General features: G+C 70.9%; 16 protein-coding genes. 8 read left to right on the forward strand and 8 right to left on the reverse strand.

Going from position 1 to position 19,900, the window contains the following annotated elements:
* Positions 1–156: 156 nt before the first annotated feature.
* Positions 157–1,614 carry a serine hydrolase domain-containing protein gene (locus tag PKF00_RS29375; RefSeq protein WP_271220910.1) on the forward strand — a complete coding sequence of 486 codons (1,458 nt, stop codon included), beginning with the start codon at positions 157–159 and terminating at the stop codon, positions 1,612–1,614.
* Positions 1,615–1,783: 169 nt separating this feature from the next.
* Here PKF00_RS29375 and PKF00_RS29380 read toward each other — a convergent pair whose 3' ends face one another.
* Positions 1,784–3,301, reverse strand: a complete 1,518-nt coding sequence (locus PKF00_RS29380) for a SulP family inorganic anion transporter (protein WP_425582224.1) — start codon at positions 3,299–3,301, stop codon at positions 1,784–1,786.
* A gap of 511 nt (positions 3,302–3,812) precedes the next feature.
* On the opposite strand from PKF00_RS29380, the gene PKF00_RS29385 reads away from it, so the two are divergent.
* Entirely contained in the window at positions 3,813–4,214 is a 402-nt protein-coding gene (locus tag PKF00_RS29385; RefSeq protein ID WP_271220911.1) for a MerR family transcriptional regulator, read from the forward strand.
* Positions 4,215–4,363: 149 nt separating this feature from the next.
* Here the strand turns inward: PKF00_RS29385 and PKF00_RS29390 are convergent, their stop codons facing one another.
* Both PKF00_RS29390 and PKF00_RS29395 read right to left on the reverse strand, forming a co-directional pair.
* Complete coding sequence (locus PKF00_RS29390) at positions 4,364–4,717, reverse strand: sulfurtransferase TusA family protein (RefSeq protein ID WP_271220912.1); 354 nt, start codon at positions 4,715–4,717, stop codon at positions 4,364–4,366.
* Positions 4,684–5,346, reverse strand: coding sequence for an ArsR/SmtB family transcription factor (locus PKF00_RS29395; RefSeq protein ID WP_271220913.1), 663 nt, complete (start codon positions 5,344–5,346; stop codon positions 4,684–4,686). Before PKF00_RS29395 ends, PKF00_RS29390 begins: the two co-directional genes overlap by 34 nt.
* A 97-nt stretch (positions 5,347–5,443) precedes the next feature.
* Here PKF00_RS29395 and PKF00_RS29400 point away from each other — a divergent pair, with 97 nt between their 5' ends.
* The 3 genes from PKF00_RS29400 to PKF00_RS29410 all read left to right on the forward strand — a co-directional run bounded on the left by PKF00_RS29400 (position 5,444) and on the right by PKF00_RS29410 (position 9,482).
* Positions 5,444–6,820, forward strand: a complete 1,377-nt coding sequence (locus PKF00_RS29400; RefSeq protein ID WP_271220914.1) for an MBL fold metallo-hydrolase — start codon at positions 5,444–5,446, stop codon at positions 6,818–6,820.
* Positions 6,817–8,058, forward strand: a complete 1,242-nt coding sequence (locus tag PKF00_RS29405; RefSeq protein WP_271220915.1) for an MFS transporter — start codon at positions 6,817–6,819, stop codon at positions 8,056–8,058. Before PKF00_RS29400 ends, PKF00_RS29405 begins: the two co-directional genes overlap by 4 nt.
* A 101-nt stretch (positions 8,059–8,159) precedes the next feature.
* Positions 8,160–9,482 (forward strand): serine hydrolase domain-containing protein, encoded by a 1,323-nt coding sequence (locus PKF00_RS29410; protein WP_271220916.1) that lies wholly within the window; start codon positions 8,160–8,162, stop codon positions 9,480–9,482.
* 175 nt (positions 9,483–9,657) lie between these two features.
* Here the strand turns inward: PKF00_RS29410 and PKF00_RS29415 are convergent, their stop codons facing one another.
* From PKF00_RS29415 to PKF00_RS29425, 3 genes are all read right to left on the reverse strand, one after another.
* A complete protein-coding gene (locus PKF00_RS29415) occupies positions 9,658–11,046 on the reverse strand; it encodes a NucA/NucB deoxyribonuclease domain-containing protein (RefSeq protein ID WP_271220917.1) in 1,389 nt (462 codons plus the stop codon).
* A gap of 3 nt (positions 11,047–11,049) precedes the next feature.
* Positions 11,050–11,547 (reverse strand): hypothetical protein, encoded by a 498-nt coding sequence (locus PKF00_RS29420; protein ID WP_271220918.1) that lies wholly within the window; start codon positions 11,545–11,547, stop codon positions 11,050–11,052.
* A gap of 458 nt (positions 11,548–12,005) precedes the next feature.
* Positions 12,006–13,142: an FAD-dependent oxidoreductase gene (locus PKF00_RS29425; protein WP_271220919.1), complete on the reverse strand. Its 1,137-nt coding sequence runs from the start codon at positions 13,140–13,142 to the stop codon at positions 12,006–12,008.
* An 815-nt stretch (positions 13,143–13,957) separates the two neighbouring features.
* On the opposite strand from PKF00_RS29425, the gene PKF00_RS29430 reads away from it, so the two are divergent.
* Both PKF00_RS29430 and PKF00_RS29435 read left to right on the forward strand, forming a co-directional pair.
* Positions 13,958–15,778 carry an RICIN domain-containing protein gene (locus PKF00_RS29430; protein WP_271220920.1) on the forward strand — a complete coding sequence of 607 codons (1,821 nt, stop codon included), beginning with the start codon at positions 13,958–13,960 and terminating at the stop codon, positions 15,776–15,778.
* A 197-nt stretch (positions 15,779–15,975) separates the two neighbouring features.
* Positions 15,976–16,650, forward strand: a complete 675-nt coding sequence (locus tag PKF00_RS29435; protein ID WP_271220921.1) for a class I SAM-dependent methyltransferase — start codon at positions 15,976–15,978, stop codon at positions 16,648–16,650.
* Positions 16,651–17,269: 619 nt separating this feature from the next.
* Here the strand turns inward: PKF00_RS29435 and PKF00_RS29440 are convergent.
* Both PKF00_RS29440 and PKF00_RS29445 read right to left on the reverse strand, forming a co-directional pair.
* Positions 17,270–18,034: an NAD(P)-binding domain-containing protein gene (locus tag PKF00_RS29440; protein ID WP_271220922.1), complete on the reverse strand. Its 765-nt coding sequence runs from the start codon at positions 18,032–18,034 to the stop codon at positions 17,270–17,272.
* Between the two features lie 97 nt (positions 18,035–18,131).
* Positions 18,132–19,178, reverse strand: a complete 1,047-nt coding sequence (locus PKF00_RS29445) for a threonine ammonia-lyase (RefSeq protein WP_271220923.1) — start codon at positions 19,176–19,178, stop codon at positions 18,132–18,134.
* A gap of 100 nt (positions 19,179–19,278) precedes the next feature.
* Between PKF00_RS29445 and PKF00_RS29450 the strand changes: the two genes are divergently transcribed.
* The gene (locus PKF00_RS29450; protein WP_271220924.1) at positions 19,279–19,794 is read left to right on the forward strand and encodes an Lrp/AsnC family transcriptional regulator; all 516 of its coding nucleotides are present in this window, start codon (positions 19,279–19,281) and stop codon (positions 19,792–19,794) included.
* Positions 19,795–19,900: the final 106 nt, after the last annotated feature.

Raw genomic sequence — 19,900 nt, forward strand, 5'->3', positions numbered from 1 at the left:
CGGCCGACGCCGGACAGCGGCGGAGACGGCTCCGACGGCGAAACCGCGTCCACGATCTGTCACAGATCGTGGAACGGCGGGCATGGCGGTTTTCCGTAAGGAACACGGAGGGATCTCGCAATGGTCCGTGAAGAGGCTCGTCACTAGCGTCGACGGATGCTCAGGAACACTCTCGCCGCGATCCTCCTCGCCCTCGCAACGCCGTCCGGCCATGTCCCCCCGCATGTCCCCCCGCATGTCCCCCCGCACGACGTCACCCCCGCGGCGGTGGACGCGTTCGTCGCGCGATACCTGCAGGCCACGGGGCTGCCCGGAGCCGCGGTCACGATCACCAGGGGGAAACGGATCGTCCACGCGGCCGGGTACGGCCGGACGGCGTCCGGCGACCCCGTGACCGCGGACACCCCCATGGCCGTCGCGTCGGTCAGCAAGTCCTTCACCTCCCTCGCCGTCATGCAACTGGTGGAGGAGAGCAGAGTCGACCTCGACAAGCCGGTGCACGAGTACCTCCCGGAGTTCACCATGGCGGATCCCAGAGCGACGAGGATCACCGTCCGGCAGCTGCTCAACCACACATCCGGCATGGCCGACTCGGCCTTCCACGAGAAGAGCCTGCCCCAGCCCGGCACGCTCCAGGGCGCGGTGGCACGCCTCAGGACGGCGAAGCTCGCCGCCGAACCGGGAACCGCTTTCAGTTACCACAACACCAACTACCAGGTCGCCGCGCGACTCGTCGAAGTCGTCGACGGCCGGCCGTTCGCCGCTTACCTCCGCGCGCGGGTGTTCGCGCCGCTCGGCATGCGCAACAGCACGACGATCGACACCGACCGCGACCTGCCCGGCAGCGCCCGCGGCCATCTGTACGTCCTCGGACAGACCGTCGCCGTGCCGGAACCCACCGGGTTCGGCAACGGCTCGGGCGGAGTTCTCAGCACCGCCGGGGACATGGCCCATTGGCTGATCGCGCAGAACAACGACATCCTCTCCCCGCGCGGCGTCAGGGAGATGCGCACCCCGTCCCGGCAGAACGACGCCTACGCCCTTGGCTGGGTGATCGGCCGGACAGAGCGCGGCACCCCCGTCGTCCGGCACGACGGCGACCTCTTCACCTCCACGGCCGGGCAACTGCTGATGCCGCGATCGGGTTACGGCGTCGCGGTGATGGCCAACACCGGCATGGCCTTCGCCGACGCCGACGCCCTCATGGACGGCCTGGTCGCCCTGATCGAGGGAGACGCTCCCACGATCCCCTCCTCGACGCCCTACCTCGTCACCGACCTTCTGTTCACGCTGCTGACCCTGGCGACCGTCGGACTGGCCGGACGCGGCGTGGCTCGCTCCCGGAGGTGGGCGGCTCGCCGTACGGGATGGCAGCGCTGGCGACTGCTGCCCTTTTTGACACCGCTCGTCCTGTGCGCGTCGATCGTCCCCGTCTTCCGCCTGCTCTCCCGAGGCGGCGACATCATGTGGATCCAGGTCGTCTACCTCTACCCGACGTTCATGATGTGGCTGGTGACAGCTGCGATCGCGTGCACCGCGGTGACGGTCGCACGGCTCCTCGGCGCCGCGCGTCTTGGCCTGGAACTCCCGAAGCCACGGCGAACCGCAGAGTAGGCGGCCGAGGATCGTTTTCTGCGGCTTACGCCTCGGCGGGGCTCTTTGTGGCGCCGTGGTCGGGTGCGGCCGCCCATCGGTCTCCAGGTACACAGCGAAGCATCGGCCGCCACAGCCGGATATGACGTCCTGACTGTGGCGGCCCGCGCTTCGGCGGTCGGTCGGCGCGTCAGTGGCCGCCGGACAGTTCCCCGGACAACGCGCCGTGCATGCGGGCGCTGGGCTGGTTCAGCCCGACGATGCGCACGGTCTTGCCGCGGGCGGCGTACTTGGCCTCGACGGCGTCCAGGGCGGCGACGGAGGAGGCGTCCCAGATGTGGGCGTCGGTCAGGTCGATGACCACGTCGTCGGGGTCGGTGGCGTAGTCGAACTGGGTGATGAGGTCGTTGCTGGAGGCGAAGAACAGCTCACCGGTCACGGCGTAGACGACCTGGCCGCCGTCGGGGTCGACGACGGCGGAGACCTCGGCCAGGTGCGCCACCCGGCGGGCGAAGATGACCAGGCCGGTCAGGGAGCCGACGACGACGCCGATGGCCAGGTTGTGGGTGGCGACCACGACGGCGACGGTGACGGCCATGACGCCGATCTCGCCTGCGGGCATGCGCTTGAGGGTGGCCGGGGCGATGGAGTGCCAGTCGAAGGTGGAGAAGGAGACCAGGATCATGACGGCGACCAGGGCGGCCATCGGTATCCGGGAGACCAGCGGGCCGAAGACGATGCACAAGACCATGAGCAGGACGCCGGCGGTGAAGGTGGACAGGCGGGTGCGCGCGCCGTTCTTCACGTTGATCATGGTCTGGCCGATCATGGCGCAGCCGCCCATGCCGCCGAACAGGCCGGTGACGATGTTGGCGACGCCCTGCCCGATGGACTCACGGGTTTTGGAGGAGTGCGTGTCGGTGAGGCCGTCGACCAGTTTGGCGGTCATCAGCGACTCCATGAGCCCGACCAGGGCGAACCCGACCGCGTACGGAGCGATGAGCGTGAGCGTGTCCAGGGTGAAAGGCACGTCGGGCAGGCCGGGGACGGGCAGCGCCGACGGCAGGGCGCCGCGGTCGCCGACGGTGGGCACGGCCAGGTGGGCGCCGACGGTCAACGCGGTGAGTGCGGCGATGGAGACCAGCGGCGCCGGGATCACCTTGGTGAGGCGAGGCAGCACGATCATCAGTGCCAGCGCGCCGCCGACCAGGGGGTAGACGATCCAGGGCACGCCGATGAGTTCGGGCACCTGCGCCATGAAGATCAAGATGGCCAGGGCGTTGACAAAGCCGACCATCACGCTGCGCGGGACGAAACGCATCAGCCGGGCCACGCCGAGCGCGCCGAGCAGGATCTGGATGAGGCCGCCGAGAATGACGGTGGCGACCAGGTAGCCCAGGCCGTGCTCACGCGCCAGCGGGGCGACGACCAGGGCGATGGCGCCGGTGGCGGCGGAGATCATGGCGGGACGGCCGCCGACGACGGCGATGACGACGGCCATGGTGAAGGAGGCGAACAACCCGATGCTGGGGTCGACCCCGGCGATGATGGAGAACGAGATCGCCTCAGGGATCAGGGCAAGGGCGACGACCAGGCCCGACAAGATCTCGGTGCGGGCCACCGAGGGCTTCAGCCATTCGGGGCGGCCGGGCCGCAGGCGAGCGGCCAGGGACGAGGATGGACGGGCGGGCACAGACGAGCTAGACAACAGGCGTCCTTCAACAGGGAGCGGCCCCTCACGGGGGGCGGCGGGCGGCGTGCCGCCGACCGGGACAGGCGGCTGCAGGGAAGAAGCGGCCGGGCGGAGGCCGCAGGGGCAGGATCGCGGCGCGCAAATCGAAGAGGGTGGCGGGCCGGGCGACGACGACATCGGCGGCGCCGCCGCGGACAGGTCACGGCGGGCAGCAGGCGGTGATGATCAAAGGCATGCGCGCGTCGATGTTCCTTCTGTGACGGGGGCGGCGCTCGGCCCGGCGCCGGTGCGTGTCGTGGGCCGGAGGGCAGAACTGCGGTATATCCGGTCTGTGCCGGAACGCCCTAGCGTGGCCCGGCCGTCGGCAACTCTACCTTAACGTTAGGGTAGAGATCTGGCGGGGTCGGTACGGTCACCCGCGCCGCCCTACCAGCTGAGCAGTGAGGTCGTGCAGAAGATGGACGTGTCGGCACCTTCCGCCACCCGGGGTGAAGTTCCGGCTCCGGCAGGAGGCGGCGGAGATCACATGCACATCGGGCAGGTGGCGGCGCGGACCGAGCTGTCGCTGCGGACCATCCGGCACTACGACGAGGTCGGCCTGGTGCGGCCCTCGGCGCGCAGCCAGGGCGGCTTTCGCCTGTACACCGAAGCCGACGTGGCGCGGCTGATGGTGATCCGCCGGATGAAGCCGCTGGGCTTCACCCTGGAGGAGATGGGCGAGCTGCTGGCCGTCACCGACCGGCTCGACGCGGGCGGCGCGGCGGCCCCGGAGGCGGCCGAGCGCGAGCGGTTGCTGGCGCGGCTGGGCCGCTTCGAGCGGGCTGCCCACGAGCGCTGCGAGGCGCTGCGCACCCAGCTGAGCCGGGCCGAGGAGTTCGCCGCCGACCTGCGGCGGCGTGCCGGCCAGCTGACCGGCGACAACGCTTGAACGCCGCCGCGGCCATTCCGCGGGGTGGGCGCCTCGGTGAGGATGGCCGTCAGGCAGTCCGCGCCCGGGGCGATGCGGCTCTGCCACCAGAGTCCGGCCGCGCCGACGCTGTCGCCGGCTCTCAGACGATGGCTCTCAGGTGATGGCTCTCAGCTGCCTGGGCGCCAGGGCGCGCTCGGGTTCACGGGGCGGGCCTTGCCGCTGACCTGCAGCGCGTAGGTCGGCCGGTCACGGCCGGGCACCGGGCCGAGGTAGAGATGGCCGGTCAGGTGGCACCAGGCGGGCAGATCCAGCGGCGCGGCCGGGTCGGCGGTGATCACCCGCACCACGCTGCCCGCCTCCAGCCCGGCGACGAGGCGGGCCAGCCGGATGAGCAGCAGCACGCAGCGCGCGTCGCCGCCGTCCAGCACCACCTCCGCCGCAGACGCAGTGGATGCCGGCTGGTCGCCGGACACGTCGCCGAGGCTGGTCATGCGGCCACCGGGAAACCGGCCAGGCGCCATTCGAGCATGCCGTCGCTGAGGCGGATCGCGCGCCGTCCGCGGCCGGCCAGCAGGCGGACCGCGTCGTAGGCCAGCACACAGTACTCACCGCGGCAGTACACGATGATCTCGCAGTCTTCGGGCAGCTCGTTGATCCGGTCGGCCAGCTCCCCCACCGGGATGCCGACCGCGCCGGGGATGTGCCCGGCCAGATACTCCTCCACCGGGCGGACATCGAGCACCACGACGTCGCCTGCCCGCAGGCGGGCGCTCAGCTCCTCACGGGTGACCTCGGTGGTGCCGTCATCGCCGAGGTAGGCGTCGCGGGCGGCGGGCACGGCGGCCTGGTGGTTCTCGGCCACCTTGCGCAGCAGCGCGAACAGCAGGGCGACGTCGTCGCCGGCAAGCCGGTAGTGGACGCGCACCCCCTCGCGCCGGATCGCGACGAACCCGGCTTGCTTGAGCGTCTGCAGATGCGCCGACGCGGTCGTCAGGTTCAGCCCGGCGGCCTTGGCCAGGGCGTCGACGGTCCGCTCCCCCTGGGCCAGCAGCTCGAGCAATTCCAGCCGCTTGCCGCTGGCCAGCGCCTTGCCGCTGACCGCGAACGCGTCGTACAGCTGCGCCTTGGGGCGCGTGGGGACCTCCGCCATGGCATCCTCCATAAATCCATGGAATATTGTAAATGAAGATGAGGGGCATGCTCACACGCTCTCTCGGCCCATCTCGCACGGATCTGAAAGGACTGCCGTGGGGTTCGCTGACGACCATCTGATCCCGCTGGTCGACGAGGGGCTGGGCAACAGCGCCTATCTCGTCGACGCGGGCGGCGGCCGCGCGCTGGCCGTGGACGCCAGCCGTGACCTGCGCGCCCTGTACGCCGCCACCCGGCGGCGCGGCCTGACGGTCGCGTGGGCGGCCGACACGCACCTGCACGCCGACTTCCTGTCCGGCGCCGTCCAGCTCGGCCACGAATTCGGCGCCACCGTGCTGGCCTCGGCCGCCGGGCACCGGGTGTTCCCGCACCGCGGCCTGGCCGACGGCGACGAGGTCGATCTGGGCGGGCTGAGGCTGCGCGCGCTGGCCACGCCCGGCCACACCGATGAGCACCTGTCGTTCCTGCTGCTGGACGGCGACCGCGAGATGGGGGTGTTCACCGGCGGGTCGCTGATCGTGAACTCCGCCGCCCGCACCGACCTGCTCGGCACCGAGCGTACCGAGGAACTGGCCCGCGCCCAGTACCGGTCCCTGCGCCGGCTGGCCGCCCTGCCGCAGGAGACCACGGTGTGGCCCACCCATGGCGCGGGCTCGTTCTGCTCGGCCCCGCCCGGTACCGAGCGCACCACCACCATCGGCGCCCAGAAGCAGACCAACGCGCTGCTGGCCGCGCCGGACGAGGACACCTTCGTCCGCCGGCTGGTGGCGAGCCTGGGCTCCTGTCCCGCCTACTTCGCCCGGCTGAGCGAGCGCAACCGGTGCGGCCCCGCCGTCCTGACCCGCCCCCCAGCGCTGCCCGCCCTGGAGGCCGAGCGCGTCCGGGCGCTGCTCGCCGACGGCGGCCAGGTCGTCGACGTCCGCCCCGCGGCCGCGTTCGCCGCCGGGCACATCCCCGGCGCGCTGTCCATCCGGCTGCGCGAGCAGTTCGCCACCTGGCTGGGCTGGCTGCTGCCCGACACCGTCCCCCTGGCCTTCGTGGTCGGTGACGGCCAGAACGCGGAGGAGGTCGTCTGGCAGGCGTACAAGATCGGCTATGAGCGGCTGGCCGGGCACCTGGCCGGCGGCATGCCCGCCTGGCGGGCCGCGGGCGGAGCCGAGGCCACCACGGCGTTCGTCACCGCCGGCCAGGCCCCGGACGGCCCGTACCTCGACGTGCGGCAGGAAGCCGAGTACGCCGCCGGGCACGTACCCGGAGCACTGCACCTCGAACTCGGCGATCTGGCCGAGCACGCCGCCGACGCCCCGGCCGGAGCGGTGGTGGCCTGCGGGCACGGCGAGCGGGCCATGACGGCCGCGAGCCTGCTGGAACGCGCCGGACACACCGGCGTGAGCGTCCTCGACGGCGGCCCGGCCGAGTACGCCGCCGCTCACGGCATGCGGCTCGAGGCCGCCGACGGCGGTGACCGGTGAGCACCGTCACCATCCCACCGGTGCGGCTCGGCCTGGCCGAGAACCGGCTGCAGTTCGCCCTGCTCGTCATCGTCAACATCTGCGTCGGTGGCCTGGTCGGGCTGGAGCGCACCACCGTGCCGCTGCTCGGCACCGAGGTGTTCGGCCTGACCAGCGACCTGGCGGTGTTCTCCTTCATCATCGCCTTCGGCCTGACCAAAGCGCTGACCAACCTCGCCGCGGGCGCGCTGACCGCCCGCTTCACCCGCAGGCGGCTCCTGGTCGCCGGATGGCTGATCGGCACGCCGGTGCCGTTCATGCTGGCGTGGGGGCCCTCGTGGTGGTGGATCGTCGCGGCGAATCTGCTGCTCGGCCTCAACCAGGGCCTGACCTGGTCGATGACCGTCAACATGAAGATCGACCTGGTCGGCCCGGCCCGCCGCGGGCTGGCGACCGGGCTCAACGAAGCCGCCGGCTACACCGCGGTCGGCGTCACCGCGCTGCTGACCGGCTATCTGGCCACCGCCTACGGGCTGCGCCCGGCTCCTGAGCTCATCGGCGTCGTCTTCGTCGCCGCCGGACTGATCCTCTCGTTGATCGTCCGCGACACCGCCGCCCACGTCGCCCTCGAACTCGCCCAGCACCCCGCGCCGCTGCCCGGCGGCGAGAACACCGGCCTGGCTCACACCTTCGCCCGCGCCTCCTGGCACGAGCGCTCGCTGCGCGGCGCCAGCCAGGCCGGCCTGGTCAACAACCTCAACGACGGCCTGACCTGGGGTGTGTTCCCGCTGCTGTTCACCGACCACGGCCTCGGCCTGGCCGCCGTCGGCCTGATCAAGGGCCTGTATCCGATCCTGTGGGGCGTCGGGCAGATCCCCACCGGCCATCTGGCCGACCGCATCGGCCGCAAACCCCTCATCGTGTCCGGCATGCTGGTGCAGGCCGCCGGGTTCGTCCTCGCCCTGGTGCTGCTGGAGCGCCCCCTGCTGGCCGGGATCACCTCGGCCGCCGTGCTCGGCCTGGGCACCGCCATGGTCTACCCTGCGCTGATCGCCTCGGTCTCCGACCACGCCCACCCCGCCTGGCGCGCAGGCGCACTGGGCATCTACCGGTTCTGGCGCGACATCGGCTATGCCGCCGGCGCCCTGATCGCCGGCCTCCTGGCCGACGCCTTCGGCCTGGAGGCCACCGTCATCGCCGCCGCCGCGCTCACCGCCGCCTCCGGCCTGCTCGCCGCCCGCTGGATCACCGACCGGTGACGGGGCCGAGCCTGTGACGCCCTGGCTCCTGGACGAACATCGCGGCGGAAATGGTGGGGGCGGACGAAGCCCGGCACTCTCGTTTTCAGCAGGATGAACGAATGGCTGACCTCAACCACCTGCAGAGCCTGCTCGACAGCGAGGCGAAATCCCTCCACGTCCCCGGCGCCGCCGTCGGCGTGCTCTTCGAAGGCGCGGAGCACGTCCTCACCACCGGCGTCACCAGCGTCGACGCGCCGGTCCCCGTGACGGGCGACACGTTGTTCCAGATCGGGTCGACCACCAAGACGGTCACGGCGACGGCGGCCATGCACCTCCTCGAGAACGGCCGGCTCGACCTGGACGGGCGCGTGCGGCGGTATCTGCCCGGCTTCCGGCTCGCCGACGAGCGGGCCGCGGAAGAGCTGACCGTCCGGCACCTGCTCACCCACACCGGCGGTTTCCTCGGCGACATCGACGACGGCGAGAGCTGGGACACCGGCGCGCTGGCCGCCTCGATCGACGCCTACGACCAACTGCCCCAGCTCTTCCCGCCCGGCACGCTCGCCTCCTACAACAACGCCGGGTTCCGGCTGCTCGGCCGGGTCGTCGAGGCCGTGTGCGGTGAACCGTACGAGGACGCGATCAGGCGCATCGTGCTCGACCCCCTGGGCATGAGCTCCAGCTTCTTCTTCCCCTGGGAGGCCGTGACGCGGCCGCACGCCGTCGGGCACGCCGTACGGGAGGAAGGCCCGCAGGTCGTGCACACGTGGGGGCTGTTCCGCGACGCCATGGCCGAGGGCGGCCTGGCGTCGTCGGTGCGCGACCAGCTTCGCTACGCCGCCTTCCACCTGGGCGCGGGCGGCGAGGCCCCGGTCGGAGCCGCCACCAGGGAGCTGATGCAGCGGGAACACGTCCGGATAGGGGTCCCGTGGACCGGCATCGGGCTGCCGTGGCTGCTGGAGGAGCAGGCGGGCGTGCGGCTGGTCACGCATGGCGGCAACATCGGCAACCTGCAGCTGTCCACGTTCGTGCTGGCGCCCGAGCGCGGCTTCGCCGTCACCACGCTCACCAACTCCGCGCCCGGCAAGGTGCTGGGCAAGCTGGTGACCGACTGGTGCCTGGAGCACCTGCTCGACGCCAAGCCGCAGGCCGTACGGCTGACGCTGCGCGAACCCACGCCGGAGTACGCGGGCAGCTACGACGCCGGGCAGTGGACCTTCGAGGTCGACGAGGGCCTGACGGCGCGGTTCGTGCTGCGCCCCGAACTGGTGGCCGCGGGTGTGGAGGGCATGCCCGACATGCCGCTCGCGCTGGTCGAGGGCTGCGACGACGTGACGATCGCCGGCGACCCGCGGCAGGCCGTCGGCCGCTTCCTGCGCGACGACGCGGGCGAGATCGCGTTCCTGCACCTGGCCGGCAGGGCGGCCAGGCGGATCCGCTGAATCACCGGGGCGCCCTGGCCTGTCCTGCCGGTCGTGGGGGGCCCCGCCCGTCGTGCTCCCGCCGGGGAGGGTACGGCGGGAGCACGACGGAGGGTACGGCGGGAGAGCACGACCACCGCGCCCGTCACGCCTCCCCGCCAGGGCGGGGAGGCGTCGGCGGCCGGGACATGGCCGGTCAGGGGTTGATCTGTACCCAGAAGGGGTCGTTGACGAACAGGATGCGGTCGTCGAAGAAGTAGGAGATCAGTGAGCCGCCGGCCGAGCCGTTCTGGGCCTTCGGAACCCACCGGACGGAGAAGTCCCAGGTGCCGCTGCTGGCGCCCTCGGCGGTCGCACGGAAGGGATACTCGTCACACTGCCACTTCTCCGCCTCCTGCTGGGGGGTCTTGGGAGGAAGCCCGGTGATGGGGGTGTAGGCGCCGTTGCGGTTGCAGGCGTAGTTCTTCCACGTCGTGTTCGCACTGGCGATGGCGCCCGAGCCCTCCACCCGGTGCAGCGACGGCGCGTCGGGGTCGTTCATCCACTTGCCGGGGATCACCTTGCGGTGCGACTCGGCCGGATAGGTGGTGTCCGGGCTCATCTGCGCCTCGTAGATGTGCTCGGCGACGGCCCCGTGCTTGGGGCTCGACCGGCTGTACTGCAGGTGCGGGATCACGGTGGTGAACACGCACGCCCGGTCGTGGGGCTGGCCGAACCGGCTGAAGTAGTCGGCGGAGTCGCAGCGGAACGGCAGGTCGATGGTCTGGCCGCCGCCGATGGGGAAGCCCGGGGACCTGCCGTCGGTGGACAGGTGCCAGTCCAGGCTGCTGATCTTCTCCCGGGTCGAGTCGTTGGCCAGGGCCGGGGCCTCGATGTCCCACGAGCTCCACGCGGTGGTGGTGTTCCAGTCACCCCAGGTGTTGAAGGCCGCCGCGCCCGTGGTGGAGCAGAGCGGCGCCCCCTGGGCGCAGTCGGCGCGCACCGCGAAGAGCAGCTGGCTGGGGATGACGGACCCGCCGGCCCAGTCGAGGTATTTGACCGACCCGGGCACGGGCCGCCAGAACACCCGGATGGCCCGCTGGGTGTTGCTGCCCAGCGCCACCATGTTCCAGCGGAGCGCGTTGGTGCCCCAGTACTTCACGTTGCCCGACTGGTCTATGGTCTGGTAGCGGGCACGATACTCGATCGTCTGACACCACAGCAGCCGGTTGTAGGTCCGGCCCTCCTTGCGCTCGGCGTCGTCGGAGGCCAGGCAGTCGTCGGTGTCCGGCTGCGGCGGGGCGGCGGGGAACGCCGCCGCGGTGGCCAGCCGGCTCAGGCTCTGGGACGACCGGCCGTCGTCGCGCACCTTGGTGGCGTCGTAGTAGGAGTGGTTGCCCAGCCTGGTGGCCTCTCTCAGCGCCCGCTTGTGCGCCTCCTCGGGCGACAGCATGGGCTTGGCGGCGGAGGTGGGCGGCCCGGGGGTGGGCGTGGGGGCCTGGGCGGCGGCGAGGGCCGGCGTCCCCAGGCAGAGGGAGACCACGGCCAGCGCGCACAGGCCCATGCGCGTCAGACGGCGGCGAGGGGCGGGAATCGGCAGGGACATGGGTCACTTCCCGGGGGTCGTCGGGACGCTGCGGCGTGCCAGGGTGTTCTCCCAGGGGCACCAGTCGAGGTTGGGGATGGGCTCGTAGTTCTCGCCGCCGGACACGTGGGTGGCGGGGAAGCCGCCCCATCCGCCGGCGGCCCAGACCACGTCGGCCTCGGTGTAGAGCCAGATGTCGTTGAGCCACTCCCCGACAGCGGGGTTCTCCGGGCCGTGGGACTGGCAGACGAACCAGCTGTTGCCGGCGTTGAGCCTGCCGATCGGCTGCCAGCGGCCGTCGACGTAGTTGTAGACATCACCGGCGAGGAAGTTGTTGCAGTACCGGGTGGGCCACTGGACGCCAAGCGTGTCGGTCACCGTGGGGCCGGCGCCCCAGCACCCCTCCAGTTCGGCGGGTGCGTTCGCGGGGGGCTGGGCGGCGTGGGCGGCCGGGGCGGTGAACAGGGCCGCGCCGACGATCACGCTCGCGGCCATGCCGGCCAAGCGCCTGAGCACAGGCATCGTTCCCCTTTCTTTGTCGTCCGTCGGCGAATGACGCCGTTATGAATCGGAGGAAAAAGGAGCGGAAATCCGTTTTGTGGCACCGCTCTGGGGTTTGGACTATCAGGGATGGGGTTGTTCGGCTCGGGGGCGCCGGGAAGAACAATCAACCGATCAACTCCGGGCGGTCACCGCCGGGGGACGGCCTCCCCCGAGGACGAACGTCCGCCTCTTTCGCGGGCAGGCAGACCAGGTGTCCGCCGTCGCGCGGTCACGTCCTGGCACCGGCCGGGCGCCGACGGGAGAACCGGCGTACGGCGCGCGCCAGGGCCCTGGGGAGTCGACGGAACGGAGGCCTCCGGCCCCGCGGGTTCGGTCACCGCTCGCGCCCTACGGCCGGAGAGGCCGAACGGAGGCGTCAGCACAGGATCCCGCCGGCGTCGTGGCGTCGCGCCCCGCCTGCGGAACCGCCGCCGCTTTCAGATCCGGTCGCTGAGAGTGCGCAGCAGGCGTCCCAACCCCCAGGTGGCCAGGCGCGGCGGTGCGGCGCCGTTCATGCGCATGAGGTACTCGCTCTGCATCAACGTCCTCGGGCCGGACACCGCGAGGCTGTGGGAGGCGAGTGCGGAGGCCAGCGCCGCCTGCCGCCTGCGCCTGGACGAGTACGCCGCCACGACCGCGGCCGGATCGGGTGCGGCGTCCAGGCAGTCCACCAGCGCCGCCACGTCCTCGAGCGCCTGGTTCGTGCCCTGCGCCATGACGGGCGGCATCGCGTGCGCCGCGTCCCCGAGCAGCGCGCACCGCCCGTCGCCCCAGCGGCGCGGCACCCTGTGCCGGGTGTGCGGGAACAGTTCGGCGTCGCCGTCCTCCAGCGACGCCAGAACCCGCTCGACCGGTGAGCCCCACCCCGCGAACCGGCGGCGCAGCGTCTCCAGCGGCTTGTCCCGCGCCGCCGCGTCCGACGACCACGGCACGTCGAAGAACCACTGCATAAGCCCGTCACCGGCGCCCATGAACCCGAAGTCTCCCTGTCGGCCGACCATCAGCGTCGTGGTCGATCCGAGGTCGAACGGGGCCTGCGTCAGGCCCTGCCAGGTCGCCGCGCCGGTCAGTGCCGCCTGGCCGCCGCCCAGGACGAGGGCGCGCACCCGCGAGCGCACGCCGTCCGCTCCGACCAGGAAGTCGCCGCCGTACTCCTGACCTGTTTCCGTCCGCACCCGTACGCCGTCGCCGTCGGTCCGCAGTTCCGCGACCCGCGCGCCGAACCGCACGGCCCCCTCCGCCAGCCCGCTCCCCAGGAGAGTGATCAGCGTCCTGCGCGGAATCACCCGCGCCGCCGACCCGAACCGTTCCGCGAGCGCCTCCAGATCGAACTCCAGCACCTGGCGTCCGCCGGCGGTCCGCAGGCACAACGTCGTCAGCCGCTGCCCCGCCCCCTCCAGGTCGACGCCCAGGTCGCCGAGGATCGCCGTGCCGTTGCACCACAGGGTGACGGCCCCGCCCCCGAGGCGCGGCTCGGCCGCCTGCTCCAGGACCACCACCTCGTGCCCCGCGGCGACCAGTCCCCGCGCCGCCGCGAGCCCGCCGATTCCCGCCCCCACCACAAGCACCCGCACCGACGGCCCCCCATCGACTCTACAAGTCGTAGTACTACGCTTTATAGAGCATCGAGGCCGTCGTCCACAAGATCCAGATTCGTCACGACGGGAGCGGCGGGCCGGGGCCGGGAGGCCGTACCGGCCGCGCATGGGACCCGACGCGAGGATCAGCCAGCAGGGCGCGAGCAGGCCAGCCGTGATCCACATGGCGGAACGGGGACCGAGAAGGTCGCCGAGGACTCCTCCGAGCAGCGAGCCGATCGGGATGGTGCCGTGATTGAGGACCAGGGCTACGAGTCGGACGGCCGGGGGGCGGCTCGCCGCCTTATGCATACCGCCCGACTGTGGAACGTCACGACGCCCCGGACATTCACATGTTCGACGAGCAGCATAAATCAAAGAGAGGCGGTCACCGCCTTCCCCGTTTCGGGGCGACGCCCTCACACCGCGAGATGAAGCGCGGCCACGGCTCCCCCATTCCTCGCCGGCCGGTTCGCGCGAACGCCCAGGAGACGGCCAGGAAACGCCATGGCCTATCGGCTGAACAGCGGCGATACGGAAACGACCAGTCGGGGCGCACGGCGAGCGCGTGTCGCGCGCGTGTGAGCCGAGCCCCTCCCGGATGAATATCCGACAACGAATCGAAGTGTCGTCGCCGACGTTTACCGCGACCGACACACCGAGTCACAATGACGCGATCGGGCATTTAAAATGCATCACGTCAATGCTTTGTGACAAATCTTACAGTCAACCCGATCCGCGTATTCATAATGTGATCATTACCGATGAATCGCCCCTTGAGGGCGTATCCGTACCGATCGGAGTTCATCGGAATGCAGCTCAGGCGAAACCTCTCCCTGGCCGCCGCGTGGGTCCTCCTCGCGGTCGGTCTGGTCGCCTCACCCCCAACGGCGTCGGCCGCCACACCACCGGCCGACGGTCCTTCCCACGTCGTGTCCGACACCTTCCCCGGCGCGAGAGTCGGCGAGCGCGCCGGGCCCGCGGCCCTCGCGCCGAGCCTGGCCAAGGCGCAGACCGGCCCGCAGCTGGTGGCCTGCGACGGCGACGGCACCAGCGGCAAGCGCGTCGAGGTCCTGTACGTGCGTGAGGCGTCGATGCCGGACCGCTACACGCAGTTCCTCCCCATGTTCCGTGCCTGGCTGGCCAACGCCGACGACGCGTTCAACGACGCCGCGGCCACCTCCAACCGCAGTCGGCACATCCGGTTCGTCACCACGGCGGTCACCGGAGGCTGCGCCGCCGTCGTACGCAACCTGGTAGTCCCCGCAGGCTCACTGGTCGACTTCGACTCCAGCATCAACGCCGTGAAGGCCCTCGGCTACACCAGCACCGACCGGCACTACCTCATGCTCACCGAGGCCACGGCGATCTGCGGCGTGTCCGAGATCAAGGGCGACGACCTGACGACCGGCGCCGCCAACCTCAACAACGGGCTCGCCTACGCCCGCGTGGACGCCATCCCCGGCTGCTTCGGCGCGAACGCCATCGCCCACGAACTGGGGCACAGCTTCGGCGCCGTACAGCTCAGCGCGGCCCACTCGGACGGCAGCTGGCACTGCCTCGACCAGTGGGACCTCATGTGCTACGGCGGCACGCCCACGTGGAGCTGCCTGCAGTGGAACGACTACCGGCTGCCCGACTGCAACCGGGACGACTACTACAACGCCGCCCCCACCGCAGGAAGCTACCTGGCCACGCACTGGAACGTCGCCAACAGCGCCTACCTCATCGCGGGCGGCACGGCCGACAGTGATCCGCATCCCAAGGTCGGCAACACCTACGTCATAACGAACGTGTCCACGGGAGGCGCGCTGGAGCCCATCGGCGCCTCCACCGGGACGCTGGTCGAGCTGAGCCAGCGCGCCCGCGTCGACACTGCCAGCCAGAAGTGGCTGATGGGCTACACGACCGGGCTGCAGTTCGTCAACGTCGGCAGCCGCCTGTGCGCCGACAGCTCCTACAGCGGCACCACGCCCGGCACGACGCTCCTGCAGTACGTCTGCGGCGGCCAGGACGGCATGCGCTTCGCGTACCTGCCGACCGGCGCGAACACATACGCGATCTTCGACTGGCTGTCCGGGCTGGCGCTGACCGCGGGCGGCGCCTACCCGTCGCCCATCACGCAGCAGACCTACACCGGCGCGACCAACCAGCAGTGGGTGTTCAACCAGGTCACCGACGCCGCTCCGGTCAACAACGGCGTCTACTACCTGCAGGGGCGCGGCAGCCGCGACAACGCGGAGCCCGCGGGCGCCTCGACCGCCTCCGGCGCGCTCATCACGCACAACGCGCCGTCCGGCGCCACCAGCCAGCGCTGGCAGCTCCAGGCCACCGGGTCGTACTGGAAGCTGGTGAACGTCAACAGCTCCAAGTGCCTGGACCTCGTCTCGGCCGGCACGTCCAACGGCGTCCAGATCAGACAGGCGACCTGTGGCAGCGCGACCAGCCAGCAGTGGACCCTCAAACGGGTCGCGGACGGAACGTTCTTCCTGGTCAACCGTTTCAGCGGCAAGGTGCTCGCCACACCGGCCGGCAGCGGCACCACCCTTGACCAGCAGACGATCACCGGCAACACCGACTCCGGCGCGGGCGTCGTCGCCGACAACGAGATCTGGTACCTGAACCCCGTCTGACCCGCACGGGCCGTCCGGTCTCCCCGGGCGGCCCGCACGGCAGCGGTGAGACCGGTCAGGGGCGACGACTCCGAGGACCGTTCGGGGACGGCAGGGGTCCGTGTCCTCCGTCCGGGAAGTCGCCGGCGAGAAGCCGGATCCTCACCGCGGGCCGTCCACACCGAGTGACCGGCGACGGGCCGGGGAAAGAAGTGATCATGAGCGCCTACTACGGGTCCGGTCCCGGCGACATCACGCCGGACGGCTGCGCCGTGGAGTTCTACAGTCTCCTGCCCCCGATGGGCGAGCCCGAGATCGTGCACGCCGCCGTGCCCGCCGACGCGTCGATCCTGGAACTCGGCTGCGGGACCGGCAGGATCCTGCGCCCCCTCGCGGAGCTCGGGCACCCGGTCCTCGGCGTCGACGAGTCCCCGGCCATGCTCGCCCGCGTCGCTGAGCTGCCGACCGTGCGCGCGAGCATCGAGACCCTGCGACTGGACCGCGCCTTCGACGCCGTCCTGCTCGCGAGCACCATGCTCAACGCGGATTCGGCCCGGCGGCGCGCCTTCCTCCAGACCTGCCGCAGGCATGTCGATCCCCATGGCGTCGTCATCGTCCAGCGCGCCGAGCCGAGCTGGTTCGACACGGTCGAACCGTCGGTGCGCGAGCACGACGGCATCCGGCGGGTGATCAAGAAGGTCCACCGTGACGGGCCCCGCGTCGACGTCGTCATCGATTACCACGTCGGCGACCAGACGTGGACGCACGCGTTCAGCCGTCACCCCGTCGACGAGCGGGAACTGGCGGCCGACCTCGCCTCCGCGCGGTTGCGCCTCGACCGGTGGCTCACCGACGACCGCACATGGTTCGCCGCCTGCCCGGAAACCGGATGATCGATCCGGCGGCGTCCTCCGGGGGTGAGGGGCCCATCCTGAACCCGCATTGATCTTGTGCGGAATCGATCGTCATCTTGAGCCGTCAGTTCGCCGAGGTCTCCAACCCGCACCGGCTCGCCGAGGGCACTGTCTTCAGCGAGCCGGCGGGCCCCATGGGCAGGGCAGCGGAGGGATCGGTCACTCTCCACGATCAGGGTGGCATCGCAAAGCGACTCTGCATGACTCCTGTGCGATTTGGTCACAGAACCCCTTGTTGGGCCTGCCGCAAAGCAGCAGATAGTTACACATTGAATCCGTTATGTCGCCATCACGGGCGTTACACACCAGTCAGTAGCCGACCGGTTGCAAAAAACGGTTTCTTCTGGCCTTCACCGGCGGGGCCCGGCAGCGATCGGGAGGAATCCAACGAATCCATATTTGACCTGCGGTGACGTAATCAGCTGTATCGAGACTGGGGGACGATCCGCGCTGAACAACGGCGTTGATGGCTGATCGTGGGGTGGCGAGGTCAGGGTCTGTTGCGGAGAGTGGCGTATTCGGCGCGGGCTTGTTCGACGGCGTCGGGACAGCACTGGACTTTCTCGCGTTCTGCGAGGGCGCGGCCCTCTGTCCGGAACTACTTGAGGTCGTCGAGGAGGTCGTCGAGGGCCTGGGCAAGGGCTTCGGAGCTGGCGGGGGTGAACCAGGTGGTGCGGATGCGCTCGTTGTTCCCCTTCGGGGTCTCGTGGTCGGCCGCGAGCTGCTGCAGGCTGCGGGTCTCGTCGCTCAGGGCACGACCGACCTCCTGGAAGAGGCTGCGGACGTAGCGGTCCGCGTCGCCGGAGGCGATGCCGTGGCCGACGGCCCACGACGTGAGTGTGGCGAGGTAGGAGTAGTGGGTGGTCAGCGTCCCCGTCACTGCGGAGAAGACGTTGAAGGCCGTCTCGTCCGCGACCGGGAGCGCTCCGCCAAGGTGCTCGAAGAGGGAGTCCACCACCGGGTGAGACGGGTACGTCACCGTGACGGAGCGGCGTTCGCGTATGGCGGGCAGGGGGATGGCCCGTACGATCGGGGCATCGGTGGCCAGCGTCCTGCGCAGGTCGTCGTTGCCGACGCCGGACATCACGTTGATCACGATCTTGTCGCCGGGCACCGTCAGGCCGGCGAGCGCTTCGTGCCGGTCCTGACGGCGTACAGCGATGATCACGATCGCGGAGCGGTCCACCACCGCCTGGTTGTCAGGACACACCCGCACGCCCTCGTAGCGCTCGGACAGCTCCGCGGCCGTGCGGGCTCCGCGAGGGGAGAGGAACACCTCGGGCGCATCGCCGCCCCGGTCGTACAGGCCTTCCACGATGGCCCGGCCGATCTCGCCCACCCCGATGATGCCGATTCGCTTCACTGTGTCTTCCTCCATGGTGCGTGTTGGTCGGAGTCTGTGACGTTGTGCCGGTGTCGGCCTGCTCGCCCGAGCAGGGCCCGGTCCCCGGGCGGCGAGGTCACCGCTCGTCTCGTGCGACGTGTGCGTCCCGCATGGCCCAGTGGCCCCCTGAGGCTCGTGTGTCGGGGACAGGCCGTGCGAGCCGGGCCGCGAGTTCGCGGGCCTGTTCGGGACGTGGGTTGGCGCCGGTCAGCACCGTCGCCAGCCGATCGCCAGGGACCGCGCCCTCGGCGATCGCTGCCAGGCCCGCCGCCCCCGCCGGTTCCAGGACGATCCCGAGCGTGCGCGCCGCCAGCTCCATGGCAGTGGCGATGGCCTCGTCTGTCACCAGGACGATCTCGTCCACCAGCGCGCGGGCCCGTCGTACCGAGGCCTCCAGCGGGGTGCGCACCGCGATGCCGTCGGCGAAGGTGCGAACGCGTTCGATGGAGACCGCGCGGCCGACGCGCAGGCTTTCCAGCATCGAGGGGGCGCCTTCGGCATTGACTCCCACGATCCGGGTGCCGGGTGCGTGCTCCTTCATCCAGCACGCCACGCCGTTGATCAGCGCGCCGTCGCCGACCGGGAGCACGACGGCGTCGAAGCCCGGACCGCCCGCGCCGCCTGGCGCGCCGCTGGTCAGCTCGACCCCGATCGTCCCGGCGCCCTCGGCGATCGCCGCCTGGAGACCGTCCTGAAGATAGACGCGGTCAGGGTGGCGCTCGGCGTGAGCGGCCGCGGCCTTCCGCGCCGACATGCCGTCCGTCCCGGCCGCGACGACCCGGGCACCGAAGGTCTCCATCCGCTCCCGCTTGACGGGATTGACCGTCTCGGGCACGAACACCTCGACCGGCATCCCGCGGGCCCGTCCCGCGTAGGCGACGGCCTGCCCGAAGTTGCCCGAGCTGGCGCACACCACCGGCGTGCCGGGGGCGAGCGTGCTCAGCATCAGATCGGCGCCCCGGCCCTTGAAGCTGCGCACCGGGTTGGCTGTCTCCACTTTCACCGTCACCGTGCGGCCGCCCAGCGCCCGGCACAGCTGCTCATCGAGGTACTGCGGGGTGTTGAGGAACACCGGATCGATCACCTGCACGGCCTTCTCGATCCGCGCCACGTCCAGATTCATGCGCGTCGCCTTTCCTCGGGGCTTCCGGACCCGGCCAACGCTAATCGAACGCCCGATCGACGTGATTGAGAATTTTCGCGCTAGAACGCAATAATCTTGCATGCCTGAACCACCGCCACCCCGCCTGGACGAGATCGACGCGCAACTCCTGGACCTCCTCCAGCGCGACGCCGGACGCACCCTGCACGACCTCGGCGAACGGGTCGGGCTCTCACCGAGCGCCGTCCAGCGGCGGATCGCCCGCTACCGCAGGGACGGCCTCATCACCAGGCAGGTCGCCGTCCTCGACCCACACCGCTTCGGCCCCACCGTTCTGGCCACGGTCCTGGTGACCCTGGCCCGGGAATCGTTCGAACACCACCGCGCCTTCGCCGAACGGATGCGCTCCAACCCACAGGTCCAGCAGTGCTACCGGGTCGCGGGACCGTGGGACTACGTGGTCGTCCTGGCCGCGCGGAGCATGCGCGAATGCAGCCGCCTTGGCGACCGCCTGTTCAAAGCGGACGACAACATCAGGCGTTACGAGACCCTGCTCGTGTTCGACACCATCAAGACCGGCCTGGCCCTCCCGCCTCCCGCGCCACAGCCCTCTCGACCACAAGACGGGCGGTCATAAGCAGGGAGACCGGGTGAAGACCGGATCAGCGGCCGACGTCACCGTCACCGTCGCCGACGACGGGCGGGCCACACCCGGACGGGTGGCAGCCCGTGGCGGGAACGAG

Source organism: Streptosporangium carneum (genome assembly GCF_027922005.1).
GTDB classification, from domain to species: Bacteria; Actinomycetota; Actinomycetes; order Streptosporangiales; family Streptosporangiaceae; genus Streptosporangium; species Streptosporangium carneum.

Bases quoted from the DNA above. Each gene is read 5' to 3' on its own strand.
- PKF00_RS29395 (WP_271220913.1), bottom strand. From the start codon at position 5,346: ATGGCGGAGGTCCCCACGCGCCCCAAGGCGCAGCTGTACGACGCGTTC.
- PKF00_RS29435 (WP_271220921.1), top strand. From the start codon at position 15,976: ATGAGCGCCTACTACGGGTCCGGTCCCGGCGACATCACGCCGGACGGC.
- PKF00_RS29410 (WP_271220916.1), top strand. From the start codon at position 8,160: ATGGCTGACCTCAACCACCTGCAGAGCCTGCTCGACAGCGAGGCGAAA.
- PKF00_RS29430 (WP_271220920.1), top strand. From the start codon at position 13,958: ATGCAGCTCAGGCGAAACCTCTCCCTGGCCGCCGCGTGGGTCCTCCTC.
- PKF00_RS29375 (WP_271220910.1), top strand. From the start codon at position 157: ATGCTCAGGAACACTCTCGCCGCGATCCTCCTCGCCCTCGCAACGCCG.
- PKF00_RS29415 (WP_271220917.1), bottom strand. From the start codon at position 11,046: ATGTCCCTGCCGATTCCCGCCCCTCGCCGCCGTCTGACGCGCATGGGC.
- PKF00_RS29390 (WP_271220912.1), bottom strand. From the start codon at position 4,717: ATGGCGCCTGGCCGGTTTCCCGGTGGCCGCATGACCAGCCTCGGCGAC.
- PKF00_RS29420 (WP_271220918.1), bottom strand. From the start codon at position 11,547: ATGCCTGTGCTCAGGCGCTTGGCCGGCATGGCCGCGAGCGTGATCGTC.
- PKF00_RS29385 (WP_271220911.1), top strand. From the start codon at position 3,813: ATGCACATCGGGCAGGTGGCGGCGCGGACCGAGCTGTCGCTGCGGACC.
- PKF00_RS29445 (WP_271220923.1), bottom strand. From the start codon at position 19,178: ATGAATCTGGACGTGGCGCGGATCGAGAAGGCCGTGCAGGTGATCGAT.
- PKF00_RS29450 (WP_271220924.1), top strand. From the start codon at position 19,279: ATGCCTGAACCACCGCCACCCCGCCTGGACGAGATCGACGCGCAACTC.